Genomic DNA, 17,221 nt, shown 5'->3' on the forward strand with positions numbered 1-17,221 from the left:
CGAGGTGTGTGAGGATTGCGATATCGATTTGGAACGCTTCAGCAAAGTCTGTTTGCCTATTACTCTGCGGTATTTATTATCTTTTCGCTGATTGTGGCGGGGCTTCTGTATGTTTTTCTCGCAAGTGACATTCGTCAGCGAAGTGAAGAACAGCAGAGACAACTGAGTGTATCAATCGTCAGTAACCTGGATCAGGAAGTGGTGAAAATGAACAACTTTTCCATGAATATCGTGTACTCCAATCTGGTCAAAGAACACTTCAGTCACTACTTAGCACCAGCAGAAGGCAGTGAGCAGACAATGACGAGTGATCCAGCATTGTATAAGGATACAACCACACTAATTGATGTCATTCTCGCGATCATCAGCAGCTCCAATACAGCCAAGCAGGCCAATATCTATGACGTGAATGGCAAGATGTTGGGAGCGGGTGCATTCAACGGTCAACTGTCGGTAGACCTGACTCAGCGACCGTGGTACAAGGAAACCTGGGAGCGGAGTGGATGGCGGGTAATCCAACTGTTAGAGGGCGGAGCTTTGCCCATGCCAACAGGCGAGGGTAAATCAGATCAACCTTACATTTCCCTTACCCGGGTATACAAAGATGGCAACTATGTCAGCCAGGGTGTCGTTGAGATTTTGCAGGATGCCGGAACCCTGTTCCAGCATTTGAATGATTTGCAGACAAATAACGACGATCTTCGGATCTATGTAGTGGATGAACAAAATACACGGTTGTATCCACTTTCTTCGGATGCCGATGCTTCTCAAGCAGGCCATTTCGATGATGTGGACTTGATTCAAAATCTTTCATTTACGCCTGATACGATGCAGGAGATCACCGATCCTTTGAGTCAGTCCAAACAAATGATGACGTACATGACGTCACAGGAGACGGGATGGACCGTTATTGTCATGCAGTCCAAACAGTCCCTTTTCGCGAGTCTCAACCGGATGGCTGTGATGTTTATCGGTGCGACGTTAGCAACTCTCATGCTGATTCTGGTTCTCTCGTATCTGATCTCCAAACGGGTTACTTTGCCGCTACATCGTTTGCAGCGCATTATTCAGAAAACGGGTGAGAATGATCTGGTATCGGGACAGGAATCCGGTCAGTTGTTCAAGCTGGAGCATCCCGGTTCTATCCGGGAGATGGATGAGCTGAATGATACGTTTATCCGGCTGAATCAACAGCTTGTGCAATCGTTTCAGGACAGGCTGGCGATGAAATCTCAGGAGACAGAAGCGAGATTACTGGCGCTGCAATCCCAGATGAACCCGCATTTTCTCTATAACAACATCACTAATATTAGCATCATGGCGGAAGAGGGCATGAATGAGCAGATTGTCGCGTTCTGCGCCAATATTGCGTCTATGCTGCGTTATATTTCTACTCCGGGAAAGAATGGGGTTCCCCTGTCTCAAGAATTGGATTATTGTGAGCGATATCTGGAGTGTATGAAGATTAGGTTTGAGGATGATCTACACTACGGGTTTCATATTCCGGAAGAGATGAAGTATATCCAGGTTCCGATGCTGATGGTACAACCACTACTCGAAAATGCCATGAAATATGGACTGGGTGATACCCCGCCATGGAAACTGAATATTACTGGAGATATGGATGCGGCACAGCAGACCTGGCAGATCCACGTGGAAGACAACGGACCTGGCATGGAACCCGAGGCACTTGCCAAGATCATGCATTACATCGAACAGTCACAGGAGTGGGAGCGTATGCCTGACCTCGAAATCAACGGCATGGGACTCAAGAATATATGGGTCCGATTGAAATTATGGTATGGCACGGCAGCCCACATGCAGATTACGAACAAGCCTTCCGGCGGTGTCCAGATTACAATAGGTGGTTCCATTCGAAAGGAGCATGACCGAACCCGTGACAATTAAATATAGAACGATTATTGTGGAAGATGAAGCCCTGATTCGCCGGAATGTCTCGCGCAAATTCAGAGAGTTGGACACCCGGTTCGAGGTGATCGGTGAAGCGCGGAACGGTCAGGAAGCGTTACAGCTCATTGAACATTCCGTACCTGATCTGGTTGTAACCGATATTCAGATGCCGGTGATGAACGGATTGGAACTCGCCAAACATCTGTATTTTGCCTATCCGCATGTGAAAATTGTCATTCTGAGTGGTTATCATGAATTCGAATATGCACGGCAGGCGATCAGTTACAAGGTGGAGGATTATCTGCTCAAACCATTATCGGAAGAACAGCTTCGTACACTGCTGGATGCGATGGAATTGAAGCTTGGGAGCGCTGTGGATTCGCTTGCGCATGTCAGTGCCGTGCTGGATGAGCAGGTGAAGCCGGAGGATATCGTAGAGGCTGTTAAGTTGTATTTGAAGCAGAATTACATGCATGAGATTACACTCCAGGACATGGCGGGACAGATGCATTTTAGTGTGGACTATCTGGGGAAGTGTTTTAAGAAAGTAACGGGTGAGACTCCGCTAAAATATATGACAGGTCTGCGGATTAATGAAGCAAAACGTATGCTCGTCACGCACGAGAATATGGATATCAAGACTATTGGTGGAGCGGTAGGGTATAGTGATTCCCACTATTTCAGCCGGATCTTCAAAAACAAAACGGGCATGTACCCTAGCGAGTACCGACTGCAATTGCAGGAACGAAAAAAAGCCCTGTCCATGGATGATGAGCACCATGTTGACTTGAGCTGATTACTGGGCCAGAGCTTCTTCGGTTATTTTGCGAATATCAAACGGGGAGCGGATACCTTCTTCGATCATGTCGGGGAGAATCTGTTCCAGGAAATACTGCACACAGTGGAGGTCGATATTTTTGATTTTGACCAACGCATAACGGTACATAACGATAAATTCTTTCTCCGTATTGCCACGTTGGAGCTCAGCAAAGGCTTCATATACCTGATCCATCTTGTCTGCGACTTCGAGAATCAGTCCTTCAACCGATTGGTCTTTGCCCTCACGCAGCTGTCTGCGGAAAATAGGCTGGAACTCTTCAGGAATATTTTCATTAATAAAATGTTCAACCATGCCTTCTTCCACCTTTTGCAGCATCGAACGCAGCTCCAGTGAATAATGTTTGACGGGTGTTTTGATATCACCGATGAAGATTTCGCCATAATCATGACTGCTCGTAATTTCGTATAACTTCTTCCAATCGATGGTGGTTCCATGTTGCTCCTCAATATCTGCGAGCGTTTTGGCGTACTGTACCACTTTCCAGGAATGAGCGGATACGCTATGTTCTTCGAATTTGAATTTGCCAGGTGTACGAATAATACGTTCAAGATCGTTTAGTGACCTGAAGTACGTGTGAATTCCCATATAAGCGTTCATCCTTTGCTGGTTGAGTATAAGTGTGAGTATCCATCGACTATACGCCAGTTATGTCAACTGTGGATTAACGCGGATAGCGACGAAGGTAAAATGAAGTTTTAATTCTCTATAGAAGGACGAGAGGATGAATGGGAAGCGTACGAGAGAGTAACAGCTTATCGACAAACAATAAAAAGCCACGATGTGTGACTGAACGTGAGTTCGGCATCCATCGTGGCTTCAGTGTGTGTAGATGTTGTGCTCTAGGCTACATAAGTGCAGTTGAATCAAGAATTATGCTCTTTTTCGTACCGGAGAAGTATACCAGTACGCCATTCCAACAAAGAGGGCACCGCCGATAATATTACCAAGCGTTACCGGAATCATGTTATGGAACCAGCCTGCCATCGTGATTGTATCCGGGTGGTTTGGCAGCAGCCAGGATAAAGAGAGCAAAGTCATATTGGCAACACTGTGCTCATAACCACTTGCGATAAATGCGTACAGACACCACCAGATGAGAACAAGTTTGGCGATATCTTCTTTGGAGCGAGCTGCCATCCAGATCGCCAGACAGACGAGCCAGTTACAGAGAATGCCTCGGAAGAACAACTCAGACACGGGCGCCGCCATCTTTTTGGCAGAGACAACGAATAACAGATGTTCCGGTGTGGCCGTTTTGAACAGGCCGCTACCGACAATGAGTAGACTTAATAGAATTGCGCCGAGCAGGTTACCAACAAAGACGAGCCCCCAGTTCTTCAGCGTTTCATTCACTGTGGTTCGGCCTGCCAGTGTACTCATGGTAAAGAACATATTGTTACCTGTAAACAGTTCCGATCCGGCAAAGATGACCAGCGTGAGCGCGAGTCCGAAGGACATGCCCATCAACATGGTTTGCAGTGGTGACTGTGCCGCTAGGAGCGGAGCACCAATACTGAAGATCAGAACGATGCCAAGCCCTACATAGGCACCAGCCATCAAGGCAGCAACCATATATCGTGACAGGCTTGCGTTCATTTGATCCCGTTTTTTAACCGCAGCTTCAATAATTCCCTCAACACTTGGTGTATACATCACGGTTTCCCCCATTATTTTGCATCAATCTTTGAACGTTTCGCTATATTTCGATCCAAACCTGGCCGTTCTCTACCTTTACCGGATACATCTGTACTTGACCGTTGTCCGGTGCTTGCACAAGACCTGTAGTCAGGTCAATTTTCCAATCATACAGCGGATCGTACAGATAATGCCCGGACACGATGCCTTCAGCCAGCGGCCCACCCTTAGGATGGGGGTTGTGATTATCCGCAGCGAAGATGGTACCATCCGATGCAAGAAAGACAGCAAGCTGATGATCCTTAATCTCAACTACTCTTCCGATTCGTGGCAGGAATTCTTCAACTACTCCGGCAGGGAAGTAGGTGCCTGATTGTTTTGTCGTCATCTTAAACCACTCCTTATCTATATTTAACATTCCGGCAGTATTAATCTGCAAGCTTACTTATGGACGAGCTGATACTTCGATGCCATGGAACATTTTACTTTGGCCTTCTTCATTGCGAATCGCTTTTTGCCAAGGTTCTTCAACATGCTCAAGTGCAAATTCAATCCGCTGCATCAACGCTTTACGTTCCTCAAGGTTATCCACAACAACCGAACGAATATGCTCCAGACCCATGCGTTCCACCCACTCGGACGTCCGTTCCAGATAGTTACCTGTCTCGCGGTAATATTGCATGATGGCGCCGCACAGTTCAATCAACTCTTCATCCGTTTTCACTTTGCATAAGGAATCAGCCAGTCTTGCTTTAATACCGCCGTTACCACCGATGAAGATCTCCCAGCCTCCGTCGTTACCAACGATACCGATATCTTTGGTACATGCCTCTGCACAGTTTCGCGGACAACCGTTGACGGCATATTTAAACTTGGCTGGCAGATCCAGACGTTCGAATTTACGTTCGATGCGAGCACCCATGGCCATGGAATCCTGTGTACCGAAGCGGCAGAATTGGGAGCCGACACATGTTTTGACCGTACGCAGCGATTTGGCGTATGCATAACCTGAAGGCATATCCAGTTCAGCCCAGACTTTGGTCAGATCTTCTTTTTTGACACCAATCAAGTCGAGACGCTGACCGCCAGTCACTTTGACTGCTTTCACATCATATTTGACCGAAACGTCAGCGATGCGTTTGAGGTCTGCCGGTGTAGTTACACCGCCATACATCCGAGGTACAACCGTATACGTTCCATCTTTTTGAATATTCGCGTTCATACGTTCGTTAACAAAACGGGATTCTTTCTCATCTTCGTGTGTGTCTGGTGCAATCATGCCAAGGTAATAGTTGATCGCCGGACGACATTTGGAACAACCTTCTGGCTGACTCCAACCCAGTACATTCATGACCTCTTTGGTCGTTTGTAATCCTTTTTCACGAATCTCGGCTACGATTTCATCTCGACCCATGGAAGTACATCCGCAGATGCCCTGTTTGGCTCCAGTACTGAAACTGTCTCCAAGTACATATTGCAGAATCTGTTCCACAACCGGTTTACACCCACCGCAAGAGCGTGTTGCACCGGTACAGGCTTTGATTTCATCAACAGTGGTAAGGCCCTGGTTTGTAATTACATCAACAATGGCTCCTTTGGTTACCCCGTTACATCCACAGACGATTTCGTCCTCGGGCATCGTTTCAACAGAAGTTGCTTTCTTATGACCGCCGCAGCCTGTACCCATGAGTGAACCGTACAATTCCTCGGTCATTTCGGTTTGATTTTTAATCAGTTTCTGCAATTCGGCAGAATCCGTAATGTCACCGAAAAGAACAGCGCCGACCATTTTATTATCACGAAGCAGAATTTTTTTGTAAGTCCGTTTCCAGTCATCTTTGTGCGAAATGACGGTGTGCTCTGGACTGTCGATGAATTCACCGGTTGAAAAGACATCTACACCTGAAATTTTCAATTTCGTGGATACTACAGAACCTTCATACGGAGCCGTTTCGACACCGCAGATATGTTTCGCCAGAATCATACCTTGTTCAAACAATGGGGCAACGAGGCCGTAACATACCCCGCGGTGCTCTGTACATTCCCCGACCGAGTACACATTCTCAAGTGAAGTCTGCATATAGTCATTCACGACAATACCCCGATTCACTTCCATACCGCTTTCGCGGGCTACAGCCGTATTGGGTTTAATGCCTACAGCCATGACCACAAAATCAACATTCAGAACCGTATCATCTGCAAAACGTATCCCTTCAACACGTTCGCCGCCCAGCAGTTCGGAAGTCTGCGCACCCATCTTGAACCGGATACCCTGACGTTCGAGTTCTGCCTTCAACATGGCTGAAGCTTGTGGATCAAGCTGACGCTCCATCAGATCTTCCATCAGATGCACTACAGTAACTTCCATGCCAAGTTGTACCAATCCTTTGGCAGCTTCAAGGCCTAGCAGTCCGCCCCCGATAACGGCCGCTCTTTTATACTGTTTGGCAGCATCCAACATGACATTGCAATCGGCGATATCGCGGAAACCGACAACACCCTCTTTGTCATGTCCCGGGACGGGTAGAATGAAGGAGTTGGAGCCAGTCGCAATGATAATTTTGTCATAAGGAACGCGAGTTCCATCTTCAGTCACAACTTCGTGCGTCTCGGCATCGATTCGTGTAACCGTTGTGCCTGTGTGCAGCGTAATGCCGTAATCTTCATACCAGTGAAGGTCGTTCAGCACGATATCGTCCAGTGTTTTGCTTCCTTCCAGTACATAAGACAACATAATGCGGTTGTAGTTAGGATAGGGCTCTGTGCCAAAAACGGTAATATCAAATCGCGTAGTTAATTTCAAAATTTGCTCAACGGTACTGATTCCAGCCATACCGTTACCAATGATAACGAGTTTCTCTTTTTTTCCGTTCATGTGTGTATGCCTCCTTGAATAGACGCTGTACATTACTCAAAATTTTAGTGGTTTATATTTGAAATTATACAAGTAGTTGACGACAGTTTATGTGATTTAATTCACTAATAAGGATAGAAGAGTCATAAATATAATAGTGTGAGCCCCATCACAGAAAGTTATATTTATTTTCATACAAATAAGAAATGCGAACTATTGTTCTTATTTTGTTTTCGTTGTAAAATCGGAACTGGGCCGTATTGTTCCCGATTTCTTCGAAAGGACGTTTTTGCATCATGATGGGAAGATCCCACCTTATTATCGGGACAGGCGTGTCGCTTTCTGTTCTGCAGTTGGCCGGTATGCCAGTGACAGCCCCGGCAGTTACGGTTGCACTGATTGGTTCGTTATTGCCTGACATTGATGAGCCAAATTCGCTGCTGGTATCCAGAGCCTTACCTAACAGTCTGATCAGGTTGTTACAGACGATTCTGTTGCCCACAGCTGTATTTGTGTACTTCTATGTTCATGCCAAACCATGGAACCTGTTGCTTGCGATCCTCATTGCGCTTGTGTCATTCCTGCCTTCGCGTTCGCTTCGCAAAGTGTTGATGTTTGCGATTGGACTCGGACTGGTTTTCTATGGTCACGCATTTGCACCGTGGAATCTGATTGCAGGCAGCCTGCTTATGCTGTGCACCACGCTAACTCATAGGGGATTAACGCATACCTTATATGGAACTGCGGTATGGGCTGGTTTACTCTACAGCACGACCCAGCAGCAGGGCCCGGAGATCTGGGTAGCGGGAGGCACGGCATATGCGATGCATCTGTTGGCCGATTCACTCACCAATCGGGGTATTCGTCCGTTACCACCGCTCAAGTGGCGCATACGGGTGAATCTGATGAGTACAGGGACCAAGCGTGGGGCCGTTGTAGAGAATGTCTGCATTGTGCTCACACTCATTTTGGCGTGGTTCGCGTTCTCGCCATTATTTCTGTAATGACCAAATACCAGTCCTACATAAGGACTGGTATTTCTCTTATCTTATTTTACCTGTAAGCCATGAGAAGAGGGTTATGAGATCAAGTCGCTGTTGGAGTGCTGGATAAACTTTCAATATCGGAGGAGCCAAATACAAATAAAACAACAAGAATAAGCACAATTAACAGTTCGGCAAACCCGGTTCCATCAAACTCGGACATGATGTCCACCTCATTTCTTGGCCATTAAGAATTGATCCTCTGCTGAAATGCCTGTATAACATCATTAAGCGTCATATCGCCGCCAGTTTCATCCAGGAATTGTACCAGTTTGTCTGAATTGGAGGGTGTGACCTTTTGAAGTGTTTTATATTGACCAACCAATTCTACAACCAATGTAGCCTCACGAAACAACGTGACGGCATCCACTCTCAACTTTCCGCTCACCAATAGCGCCGCTACAATCAGTTCGAGATTTTTCCCTTTGAGGCTTCCATTAAGGAGGGTGTTAGCAGCGTTTGGTTTTTTGTTAGAACCTTTATTTGATTTTCCGTTCCTTCCCACTGCCATAACAGGTCCCCCACTGGTTGGTGTTTGGTTATTGATCTTCCATTATCGTATATCTTATGTGGCATTCTCCATAATGTTCGACCTATTAATCTAGTTGATTACAAAAAAAGAGACATCCCGGTCTGACGGGACATCTCTTTCAGGTACATCCTATTTAAGGACTTTCCGTTTAACCTTTACTACGCGTTATTAATTATGGTATTCATCGTTGTCCGATCAAGACCTTTGACCAGTTTCACGATCAGTTCTTTGGCCGCATCGTAGTCATCCGTATGAATGATGGAAGAAGAGGTATGGATATAACGTGCGCAGATACCAACAACTATTGATGGTACACCAATGCCACTCAGGTGAACTTGACCTGCATCGGTACCACCTGGTGAGATGAAATACTGCATTTTAACCTGATTGGATGAAGCCGTATCTTGAACATATTCCACCATTCCGCGATGGGTGAACATACCCGGGTCAAAAATACGAAGCAATGCGCCTTCTCCGATATGTCCAAATGACTGTTTGTCACCTGTCATATCATTCGCCGCGCTACAGTCCAGTGCAAAGAAGATATCAGGCTGAATCAGATTGGCCGCCGTACGTGCACCGCGAAGCCCCAGCTCTTCCTGAACCGTTGCACCAGCATAAAGCGTGTTAGGCAGTTTTTCCTTGTGCAGCGCTTCAACCAGTTCAAGTGCAAGTCCTACGCCGTAACGATTATCCCACGCTTTGGCCATAATTTTTTTCGGGTTCGCCATAGGCGTAAATTCACAGATCGGCACGATCTGCATCCCTGGATGAATGCCCCAGGATTCTGCTTCCGCACGGTTGTCTGCTCCAATATCGAGATACATGGAATTCAGATCCACAGGTTTGTTCCGCTGGGACTCGTCCAGCAAGTGTGCAGGTGTAGAACCTACAACTCCGGTAATCCGACGATCAGGTGTGATGATTTCCAATCGTTGAGACAGTACAGCCTGACTCCACCATCCACCCAGTGGACGGAACTTGATCATACCTGTTTCGGTAATGCCAGTAGTCATGAAACCTACTTCGTCAAAGTGTCCGGCTACCATAACTTTAGGACCGGATTCCTCCCCGCGTAATACACCAAATAGACTCCCCAGGCGATCCTGGACGAACTCATCGGTATAAGCGGAAAGCTTATCTTTCATCCAGCCGCGAAGCTCACGTTCAAAACCGGATGCTGAAGGAAATTCCGTCAACGTACGAAACATATCCATCGTTTTTTCATTCATGTGTCAACAACTCCTCTGTTGGTATGTATTTCAGGTCACAGTAGAACGGCTACCCGCCTGTTGTCCTTTAAGATGTAGTTCAAAAAGTCTTTTATCTTTTTGAACACGCACTTTAATATGCTGAGGACTTGTTATTTAACCACTGGTCACATTACAGTATGAACCTTGCGCAAGTGATTGTCCATGTTTATGTCACGTATTTAAGGCATATTTTGGGCACTTACCGTGTCCAAGTTTCATGACTCTATCCGCTGTAGTCGTAGTCCTGAAACCACTTCAATGAATATGAATATATGGAGGAGATGTCATCATTTTGTGAAGTTCTTATTTCAATATTTGTTTGTCTGTCTACAGGAAGGAGCTAAATATCCAATGAAGCCTCCAGAAGAGGGCACGGAAAAAGTACTGTTTATCGTTCTTTTTATCTTGCTCGTGATTGTTCTTCTTTATTTATAGACTATCTAAAAGTCCTCAGATCCGGCGTATTCCCACTTTGCTTTCACAACATAATCTTGTTGGAAACATATGCTGTCTGTCGCCGGATACATAACCTTCCGATTATTAACAAACAATGAATATAGGATTACACACATTGGCATTCAGCCGTAGCTTTGAACCATTTTCACATAGAGGAGGTCTTGTATATTGCCAGCTCAATCTGCATCCGGAAGCGAAAAAAAATCGTCGTCCCTGTCCATGGATGAAAAGGAGTACAAAAAAGTCGCAAAAAAACATGAGCCGCCTCGTCCAATCCTGAAAAATTGCCTCAAAGCATTTCTGGTTGGGGGTACCGTCTGTTTGATTGGACAGGCCATTCAAGAGGCTTTTATGGCCGGTTTCGACATGACATCGAAGGAAGCTTCCAGTCCTACGGTAGCGGTCATGATTCTCATATCGGTTATTCTAACGTGTCTCGGCGTTTACGATAAAATGGCTCAATGGGCAGGAGCGGGAACGGCTGTGCCGGTTACCGGATTTGCCAATTCCATGTGTTCTGCTGCACTGGAACATCGGGCTGAAGGACTGGTGCTCGGTGTAGGGGCCAACATGTTTAAACTTGCTGGTTCCGTTATTGTGTTTGGTGTCGTGGCAGCATTTGTCGTAGGGATCGTTTATGCCTTTTTGGGATTTGGAGGTGGGCACCTGTGAAACGATTGGGTCGCCAGACATGGCAGTTTGAGAATCGTCCGCGGATCATCGGTAAATCCGCAGTTGTAGGACCAGAAGAAGGCGAGGGTCCATTGTCATCTGATTTCGATTATGTCTACGACAACCTCGAGATCGGCGAGAAAACGTGGGAAAAGGGAGAACGCAAACTGCTCGAACAGGCCTCCCAATTGGCTTTGATAAATGCAAATATCACCAAGGAAGAGCTTCAATTTTTTGTGGGTGGAGATCTGATGAACCAGATTATCAGCAGTTCCTTTTCAGCGCGAAAACTGGGTGTGCCTTACTTGGGTGTCTTTGGAGCCTGTTCTACTTCCATGGAAACGTTAGCGTTAGCGTCCATGATTGTTGACTCCGGAGCTGGCGATTATGTTCTTGCAGGAACGGTGAGCCACAACTGTACGGTGGAGAAACAATTTCGGTATCCGACGGAGTATGGCTCACAGAAGCCGCCTTATGCGCAATATACCGTCACAGGAGCAGGGTGTGGTGTGGTCTCCCGAACGGGTGATGGTCCCGTTGTTACCAAAGCCACCATTGGACGCATTATGGATTTGGGTATCAAAGATCCCTTTAATATGGGTTCAGCCATGGCGCCAGCAGCAGCCGACACTATAATCTCTCATTTCAGGGATACGGGATTGGAACCCGGCTATTATGATCTCATTGTGACCGGGGATCTGGCTTCCGTCGGTCTGCCAATTACGAAAGAGCTTTTGCAAAAAGAAGGCATTCCCATGGAACAGACAGTTTTTAATGACTGCGGCCTGATGATCTATGATCGGGAGAAACAGCCTTATGTGGTTGCCGGGGGAAGTGGCTGCGGATGTTCTGCCACCGTCACCTATGGTCATATTTTGAACCGAATGCAGAAGGGTGATCTTAAGCGGGTGCTCGTCGTAGCTACTGGGGCACTGTTGTCTCCAATTTCGTACCAGCAGGGTGAAAGTATTCCCTGTATTGCACATGCGGTAGCCATAGAAAAGGAGGGATAAAGGTAATGCAGTTCTTGTGGGCATTTATCGTTGGCGGTTTAATCTGTGTTGTCGGACAGCTTCTAATGGATGGGGTTAAACTGACGCCAGCTCATACCATGAGTACACTTGTTGTGACAGGTGCGCTTGCGGATGCATTTGGCGTGTATGACCCCTTGGTTAAATTTGCAGGTGCGGGTGCTACCATCCCCATCACAAGTTTCGGTAATTCCTTAGTGCACGGGGCATTGACGGAGTTGGAAAAAGAGGGATGGCTGGGTGTGATTACAGGGATTTTTGATCTGACTGCGGCGGGAATATCGTCAGCGATCATCTTTTCTTTTCTCGCGGCATTGGTGGTTAGACCAAAAGGCTAACATAGAATGAGAAATCTCCTTGAACATATTGCGATTCAACAGAGGCTTCGGATAACTTTTATCCGGGGCTTTTTTGTCGTATTCATGCGTGAACTGCGGTGAATCTGACGGGCTGGAAACAAATTGTGAGTTCCTTCGAGTGTACTCGTGACTCTGGATCATGTACAATAAAAGGAAATCTGTATGCTTTTTTAGGAGGTTAGACCACATGCCTGTGCGCAAAGAGTCGATCCAAATCATATCCGCAGTTCGTTCTAATCTGGAATCCTGCATTATGGGGAAATCCTTTGAAATTCAACTTTTACTTACAGCTTTGCTTGCAGGCGGGCACGTTCTGATTGAAGACGTACCGGGAACTGGCAAAACGCAGTTAATCAAGGCATTATCGAAATCCATGCGCGGTGAGTACCGACGTATTCAATGTAATCCTGATATTTTACCTAGTGATATTACGGGCGTATCTGTGTTTCATCCGAAGGATGAACGTTTTTATTTCCGGCCAGGTCCTGTGATGACCAACATTTTGCTAGCTGATGAGATTAACCGGGCCACAACAAAAACTCAATCGGCTCTGCTCGAAGTGATGGAGGAGCGCAGCGTAACCGTTGATGGCGATACGTATGATCTGCCACATCCATTCATGCTCTGTGCAACTCAGAATCCGATTGATTTTGAAGGTACGTATACGTTGCCGGAAGCACAACTCGACCGGTTTATGTTGAAAATAAGTCTAGGTTATCCCGATAAGGAAATTGAGAAAATCCTATTGAAACAGCATCAGCTCGGTCAGCCTGTAGATCGCCTTGAATCCGTGACTCATATGGACCAGATCTCGGCAATTCAGCAGGAGATTAAAGAGGTCTTTATCGGTGATCCGGTTATGGACTATTTGCTTGATGTTGTTCGTCAAACTCGCTCCCACCCATCTGTTTTGCTGGGTGCCAGCCCACGGGCAGCCATATCGTTCATGATGGCCGTAAAAGCCTTTGCATTCTTGCAGGAACGTGATTATGTGCTTCCGGATGATGTGAAAACGATGGCCCCTTATGTGATCTCTCATCGTATTGTGCTTCGTCCCGAATCGAGACTGGACAGTATGAGTTCCGAGGCCGTTTTGAATGCCGTACTCCAGCAAGTACGCGTGCCCGTCTCCATGGGGCAATAGTTCATGAAGCCGCTTTTGAGAACAGTGAATAGAGGGTTACGCCACCCACGCGTATGGAGCATCGCAATGGTGTGGATGTGCTGTCTGGCTTATGTTTTGTTTCAGGGCGGGAAGACATCCCTTATGTTGCTGTCGATGGTGACCCTGCTCTGTGTATACCTTGCCATTGCTGGATTTAGCGGGGTAAGACGTGCTCAAGGAGTTCGTAGGTTATCTTCTGGTCCAGACCACGAAGAATTGCTGCATGCGGGTGACCAGGTTCAAGTACAGCTGAGTCTGACGATTCCGGGATTCCTCCCGCTTCCCTATGTTGTTGTGCGTGAAATGCTGCATCGGCATAACGGAGAATCGTGGTCGTTCAAGGAAAGTTTGATTCCCAATATGCGAGGTAATGGGGAACTGTCATTCCAGACGCCGCCACTTGAGCGGGGGAAGTATGTTTTTTCAGAAACGGAATGTGCCAGCGAGGACATATTTGGACTGATTGAACATCGAGGAAAGTTTAAGGCCAAAGGTGAGTTTCGCGTACTGCCAAGAACGGTATTTATTCCATATTGGCAGCTTTACGACCGCAAATCACGGTTATCCGGTCCTCAGACGGCGTTAACCCGCTCACGGAGAGAGACCACTCAGATCAATGGTGTACGTGACTACGTATACGGAGATCGACTTTCCCGCATTCACTGGAATGCAACGGCAAAGACAGGGAACTGGAAGTCCAAGGAGTTTGAACATGAGTCTGTGCCCAAAACCGTTCTGGTTTTGGATGCGCTGGCATCAAGTTATGAACATGGGGATGCATTTGAAATTGCCGTTTCCACGGCTGCTTCTCTGCTGGAGTATGGTGTCAGGGAACGAATGGGGATGGGGTTGTTGACATTGTCAGACCAGACATCCTTCATGGCCCCCAGTGAAAGTCTGATGGAACGACAGAAGATGATGCATCATCTGGTGGATATTCAATATAACGGTCAGGATACCCATTTGTTGCCCGGCGTGGAAAGAATCGCACGTCAACTGCCTCAGGGAGCTTACTTTGTTGTGATTTCTCCCCAGAAGGATGAAAAAATAATGGAACTGTTGCGCTGGGCCGATACGCGGGGTATGACTCCATGTCATATTCTGATCGATACCAGTGAATCCCGCCGGAGTGCCGAGTGGAATGCCATGTTGCGTGGAAGAGGCACGAGGTCATTCACTGTTTCTCACTTGCAGGAGCTTCCAACGGTGATGGGGGGAGGTTCTGTATGAGTACAAAAGGAAATGAAAGTGTTACAGGCAAACGATCCTGGTATCATGCAGCGTCATTGCTCTGGATTTTCCTGATTGGAATGCAGTGGATTTCATTTACGCAGGAATCGTGGTACACGGAGACAACTTCTCTGGTGTTATGGACACTTGCAGCGGTCAGTGTGCTGGAGGTCATTCTGCCCTTCAAAACGATCTATCGGGCGATCATCAAGGCGGTCGTTGTTGGTTACATTTTGCATAAAACGCTAATTGATTATACGGTATACATCCCTTATGGCTCTTTAACGGACCGAGCGGAGCAATTCATATTACACATGACGCCGTACATCTGGTTCTCCCTGTGTGCATGGGTGATGCTTGAAGCTGCGCTTCGACTCGTGACCACCACACGTCGCATTCTTGTTTTTTTGGGTGTTAACATCATTTCGATGGGGATTCTCGATTCTTTCACTCAGATTCCACTCTGGATTGAAATCGCGTGGGTGATGTTTGCGGGGATGGGATGGCTCGTATGTCAGCATTTCCGTAACTATCAGCTACAGTATCCACAAGGTTGGAAACGAATCATCCGGTATCCTTATAAAGTCCTGGCCAATATTGCCATTATCTTTTCTTTGATTATTGTAGCCAGCGTTAATATGCCTGAGATTCCCCCCACCTTGACGGACCCATATACGGCATGGCGTAACTATACCGGAACTTCCACAAGTCAGGCTGGTAACGGAAACCTTGATATTCCCGCGGCTACCGAATCGGGATACAGCAGGGAAGACAATCAGCTTGGTGGAGGATTCAACTTCGACTATACCCCTGTCATGTCTGTCACGACCAATGAGCGTAGTTACTGGCGCGGTGAGACACGTGCAGAGTATACAGGCACAGGTTGGGATGACCGTGGACGGGGTACGACAGAGAATGTTCAAGCCGGACAGCCTCTGGAGAACCAAGAATCCGGTAATGTGAATACCAAACAAGTGACTCAGAATGTAACGATGCTGAATGATAATGTCTATCCGATTCTCTTTGGTGCTTATTCGATCTCGGAAGTGAGCTCGATTAATGGTGAGGACAGAACGGAACGGATGTTGTGGAATGCTGAACAGGCTGAACTGCATGTGGTGACAGACCGTCAGCAACCACAGTATCCCAAGACGTATACTATCGTATCGGAAGCCCCTGTGATTGTGGAAGATGAGCTCCGTACGAAGTCATTTGAAGATCTGTATAACAGTAATCCGGCAGATGATATGTACTTGCAGTTACCATCCCGTTTCCCTGACCGGGTGTCGAATCTGGCAGCCGAGATAACGGCATCTGCGAATACTCCGTATGAAAAAGTGGCATTACTGCAAAACTATTTACAAACTAATTTTGAATACACAAACAATCCGGATTTATCTCGAAAAGTAAGCAACGACTTTGTGGAAGGTTTCCTGTTTGATATTATGGAAGGCTACTGTGACTATTTCTCCACTGCGCTGGTGATGATGGCGCGCTCGGAGGGCATTCCTGCAAGGTGGGTTAAAGGTTATGCGCCTGGACAATTGTCCCTGAATTCGGACATGCAGGCCCCACGTCAACCTGGTGCGGAGATTGAGACGACCTACACCGTTACCAATGCAGATGCACACTCCTGGGCAGAGGTTTATTTTGGTGAGTATGGCTGGATTCCTGTTGAAGCAACGCCGGGCTTTGATATGCCGCTGCTGACGGAACAGCCTGATGTACAACCTGTAGATGAGCCTGAAGAAGAGCCAGAAGAGGAGCCGGTACAAGAGGAAGAGCAGACCCCTGCACCTGAGCAGACTTCGTCTGCCATCCCAACTTTTGTTATCTGGGCTGCAGGAGCCATTATAGTATTGTGGGTAGCATACATGTTCTGGCGTAATCGTTTCTCCATGCGATTCTTCCTGCTTCGTCTACGGACAGGTGGACCGCTCACCCCTGAACAGAAGGTAGTGGCAGAGACCGAGCGTTGGATTCAGTATGTGAAACGCAAAGGGTTGACCCGGAGCGGAGACGAGACACTTCGTGAATCGGTAGCCCGCTGGAGCCAGGCAAAACCTGCTGCAGAAGCAACATTGTATGAGCTTCTCACGAAGTTTGAACAGACTCGTTACAGTCCGGCGTCCGTAACTGCCGACGACTGGAAGGGCGTCTATCAGACCGCCTTGAAGCTGCGGAAGGAACTGAAAGCGGAACGGGCATAGTTGTTGCCCGTCCCGTTTTTCCTTTTTTC

Annotated in this window: 15 protein-coding genes; 9 read left to right on the top strand and 6 right to left on the bottom strand. The window is 47.1% G+C overall.

The genetic code is table 11. From position 1 onward, the window contains the following. The first annotated feature begins 15 nt into the window (after positions 1–15). Positions 16–1,908: a histidine kinase gene (locus MHB71_RS02730; protein WP_340028807.1), complete on the top strand. Its 1,893-nt coding sequence runs from the start codon at positions 16–18 to the stop codon at positions 1,906–1,908. Beyond that, a complete protein-coding gene (locus tag MHB71_RS02735) occupies positions 1,898–2,707 on the top strand; it encodes a response regulator (RefSeq protein WP_340028808.1) in 810 nt (269 codons plus the stop codon). Before MHB71_RS02730 ends, MHB71_RS02735 begins: the two co-directional genes overlap by 11 nt. Here the strand turns inward: MHB71_RS02735 and MHB71_RS02740 are convergent, their stop codons facing one another. From MHB71_RS02740 to nirB, 4 genes are all read right to left on the bottom strand, one after another. Continuing rightward, the gene (locus MHB71_RS02740) at positions 2,708–3,337 is read right to left on the bottom strand and encodes a YfbR-like 5'-deoxynucleotidase (RefSeq protein WP_074095934.1); all 630 of its coding nucleotides are present in this window, start codon (positions 3,335–3,337) and stop codon (positions 2,708–2,710) included. It abuts the gene before it with no gap. 285 nt (positions 3,338–3,622) lie between these two features. After that, positions 3,623–4,405 carry a formate/nitrite transporter family protein gene (locus MHB71_RS02745; RefSeq protein ID WP_340028809.1) on the bottom strand — a complete coding sequence of 261 codons (783 nt, stop codon included), beginning with the start codon at positions 4,403–4,405 and terminating at the stop codon, positions 3,623–3,625. A gap of 43 nt (positions 4,406–4,448) precedes the next feature. Continuing rightward, complete coding sequence (gene nirD, locus MHB71_RS02750) at positions 4,449–4,775, bottom strand: nitrite reductase small subunit NirD (protein ID WP_076254401.1); 327 nt, start codon at positions 4,773–4,775, stop codon at positions 4,449–4,451. Positions 4,776–4,832: 57 nt separating this feature from the next. Continuing rightward, positions 4,833–7,262, bottom strand: a complete 2,430-nt coding sequence (gene nirB, locus MHB71_RS02755) for a nitrite reductase large subunit NirB (RefSeq protein WP_340028810.1) — start codon at positions 7,260–7,262, stop codon at positions 4,833–4,835. A 275-nt stretch (positions 7,263–7,537) separates the two neighbouring features. On the opposite strand from nirB, the gene MHB71_RS02760 reads away from it, so the two are divergent. Further along, positions 7,538–8,245, top strand: a complete 708-nt coding sequence (locus MHB71_RS02760) for a metal-dependent hydrolase (RefSeq protein WP_100527005.1) — start codon at positions 7,538–7,540, stop codon at positions 8,243–8,245. A gap of 226 nt (positions 8,246–8,471) precedes the next feature. Here the strand turns inward: MHB71_RS02760 and MHB71_RS02765 are convergent, their stop codons facing one another. Together MHB71_RS02765 and MHB71_RS02770 are read right to left on the bottom strand one after the other, a co-directional pair. Next, positions 8,472–8,795: a hypothetical protein gene (locus MHB71_RS02765; RefSeq protein ID WP_074095924.1), complete on the bottom strand. Its 324-nt coding sequence runs from the start codon at positions 8,793–8,795 to the stop codon at positions 8,472–8,474. A gap of 179 nt (positions 8,796–8,974) precedes the next feature. Continuing rightward, positions 8,975–10,048, bottom strand: a complete 1,074-nt coding sequence (locus MHB71_RS02770) for a M42 family metallopeptidase (protein WP_100527006.1) — start codon at positions 10,046–10,048, stop codon at positions 8,975–8,977. Positions 10,049–10,744: 696 nt separating this feature from the next. Here MHB71_RS02770 and spoVAC point away from each other — a divergent pair. From spoVAC to MHB71_RS02800, 6 genes are all read left to right on the top strand, one after another. Beyond that, positions 10,745–11,197, top strand: a complete 453-nt coding sequence (gene spoVAC, locus MHB71_RS02775; RefSeq protein WP_047844446.1) for a stage V sporulation protein AC — start codon at positions 10,745–10,747, stop codon at positions 11,195–11,197. Next, on the top strand, positions 11,194–12,210 hold the full coding sequence (spoVAD, locus tag MHB71_RS02780; RefSeq protein WP_036615162.1) for a stage V sporulation protein AD: 1,017 nt from the start codon (positions 11,194–11,196) through the stop codon (positions 12,208–12,210). The genes spoVAC and spoVAD overlap by 4 nt, the downstream gene beginning before the upstream one ends. A gap of 5 nt (positions 12,211–12,215) precedes the next feature. After that, a complete protein-coding gene (gene spoVAE, locus MHB71_RS02785) occupies positions 12,216–12,566 on the top strand; it encodes a stage V sporulation protein AE (RefSeq protein ID WP_047843814.1) in 351 nt (116 codons plus the stop codon). A 208-nt stretch (positions 12,567–12,774) separates the two neighbouring features. Next, positions 12,775–13,731 carry a MoxR family ATPase gene (locus MHB71_RS02790; protein WP_036615157.1) on the top strand — a complete coding sequence of 319 codons (957 nt, stop codon included), beginning with the start codon at positions 12,775–12,777 and terminating at the stop codon, positions 13,729–13,731. 66 nt (positions 13,732–13,797) lie between these two features. Further along, on the top strand, positions 13,798–14,982 hold the full coding sequence (locus MHB71_RS02795; RefSeq protein WP_223200005.1) for a DUF58 domain-containing protein: 1,185 nt from the start codon (positions 13,798–13,800) through the stop codon (positions 14,980–14,982). After that, positions 14,979–17,192 carry a transglutaminase domain-containing protein gene (locus MHB71_RS02800; RefSeq protein WP_340028811.1) on the top strand — a complete coding sequence of 738 codons (2,214 nt, stop codon included), beginning with the start codon at positions 14,979–14,981 and terminating at the stop codon, positions 17,190–17,192. Before MHB71_RS02795 ends, MHB71_RS02800 begins: the two co-directional genes overlap by 4 nt. Positions 17,193–17,221: the final 29 nt, after the last annotated feature.

Origin of the sequence: Paenibacillus sp. FSL H7-0940, assembly GCF_037979415.1 — a bacterium.
In the GTDB taxonomy this organism is placed as follows: Bacteria; Bacillota; Bacilli; order Paenibacillales; family Paenibacillaceae; genus Paenibacillus; species Paenibacillus amylolyticus.

What these genes read in the sequence shown, in the direction of transcription:
- MHB71_RS02765 (WP_074095924.1), bottom strand. Translation starts at nt 8,795, where the DNA reads ATGGCAGTGGGAAGGAACGGAAAATCAAATAAAGGTTCTAACAAAAAA.
- nirB (WP_340028810.1), bottom strand. Translation starts at nt 7,262, where the DNA reads ATGAACGGAAAAAAAGAGAAACTCGTTATCATTGGTAACGGTATGGCT.
- MHB71_RS02770 (WP_100527006.1), bottom strand. Translation starts at nt 10,048, where the DNA reads ATGAATGAAAAAACGATGGATATGTTTCGTACGTTGACGGAATTTCCT.
- nirD (WP_076254401.1), bottom strand. Translation starts at nt 4,775, where the DNA reads ATGACGACAAAACAATCAGGCACCTACTTCCCTGCCGGAGTAGTTGAA.
- spoVAC (WP_047844446.1), top strand. Translation starts at nt 10,745, where the DNA reads ATGGATGAAAAGGAGTACAAAAAAGTCGCAAAAAAACATGAGCCGCCT.
- MHB71_RS02795 (WP_223200005.1), top strand. Translation starts at nt 13,798, where the DNA reads ATGGTGTGGATGTGCTGTCTGGCTTATGTTTTGTTTCAGGGCGGGAAG.
- MHB71_RS02790 (WP_036615157.1), top strand. Translation starts at nt 12,775, where the DNA reads ATGCCTGTGCGCAAAGAGTCGATCCAAATCATATCCGCAGTTCGTTCT.
- MHB71_RS02740 (WP_074095934.1), bottom strand. Translation starts at nt 3,337, where the DNA reads ATGGGAATTCACACGTACTTCAGGTCACTAAACGATCTTGAACGTATT.
- spoVAE (WP_047843814.1), top strand. Translation starts at nt 12,216, where the DNA reads ATGCAGTTCTTGTGGGCATTTATCGTTGGCGGTTTAATCTGTGTTGTC.
- MHB71_RS02745 (WP_340028809.1), bottom strand. Translation starts at nt 4,405, where the DNA reads ATGTATACACCAAGTGTTGAGGGAATTATTGAAGCTGCGGTTAAAAAA.
- MHB71_RS02800 (WP_340028811.1), top strand. Translation starts at nt 14,979, where the DNA reads ATGAGTACAAAAGGAAATGAAAGTGTTACAGGCAAACGATCCTGGTAT.
- MHB71_RS02760 (WP_100527005.1), top strand. Translation starts at nt 7,538, where the DNA reads ATGATGGGAAGATCCCACCTTATTATCGGGACAGGCGTGTCGCTTTCT.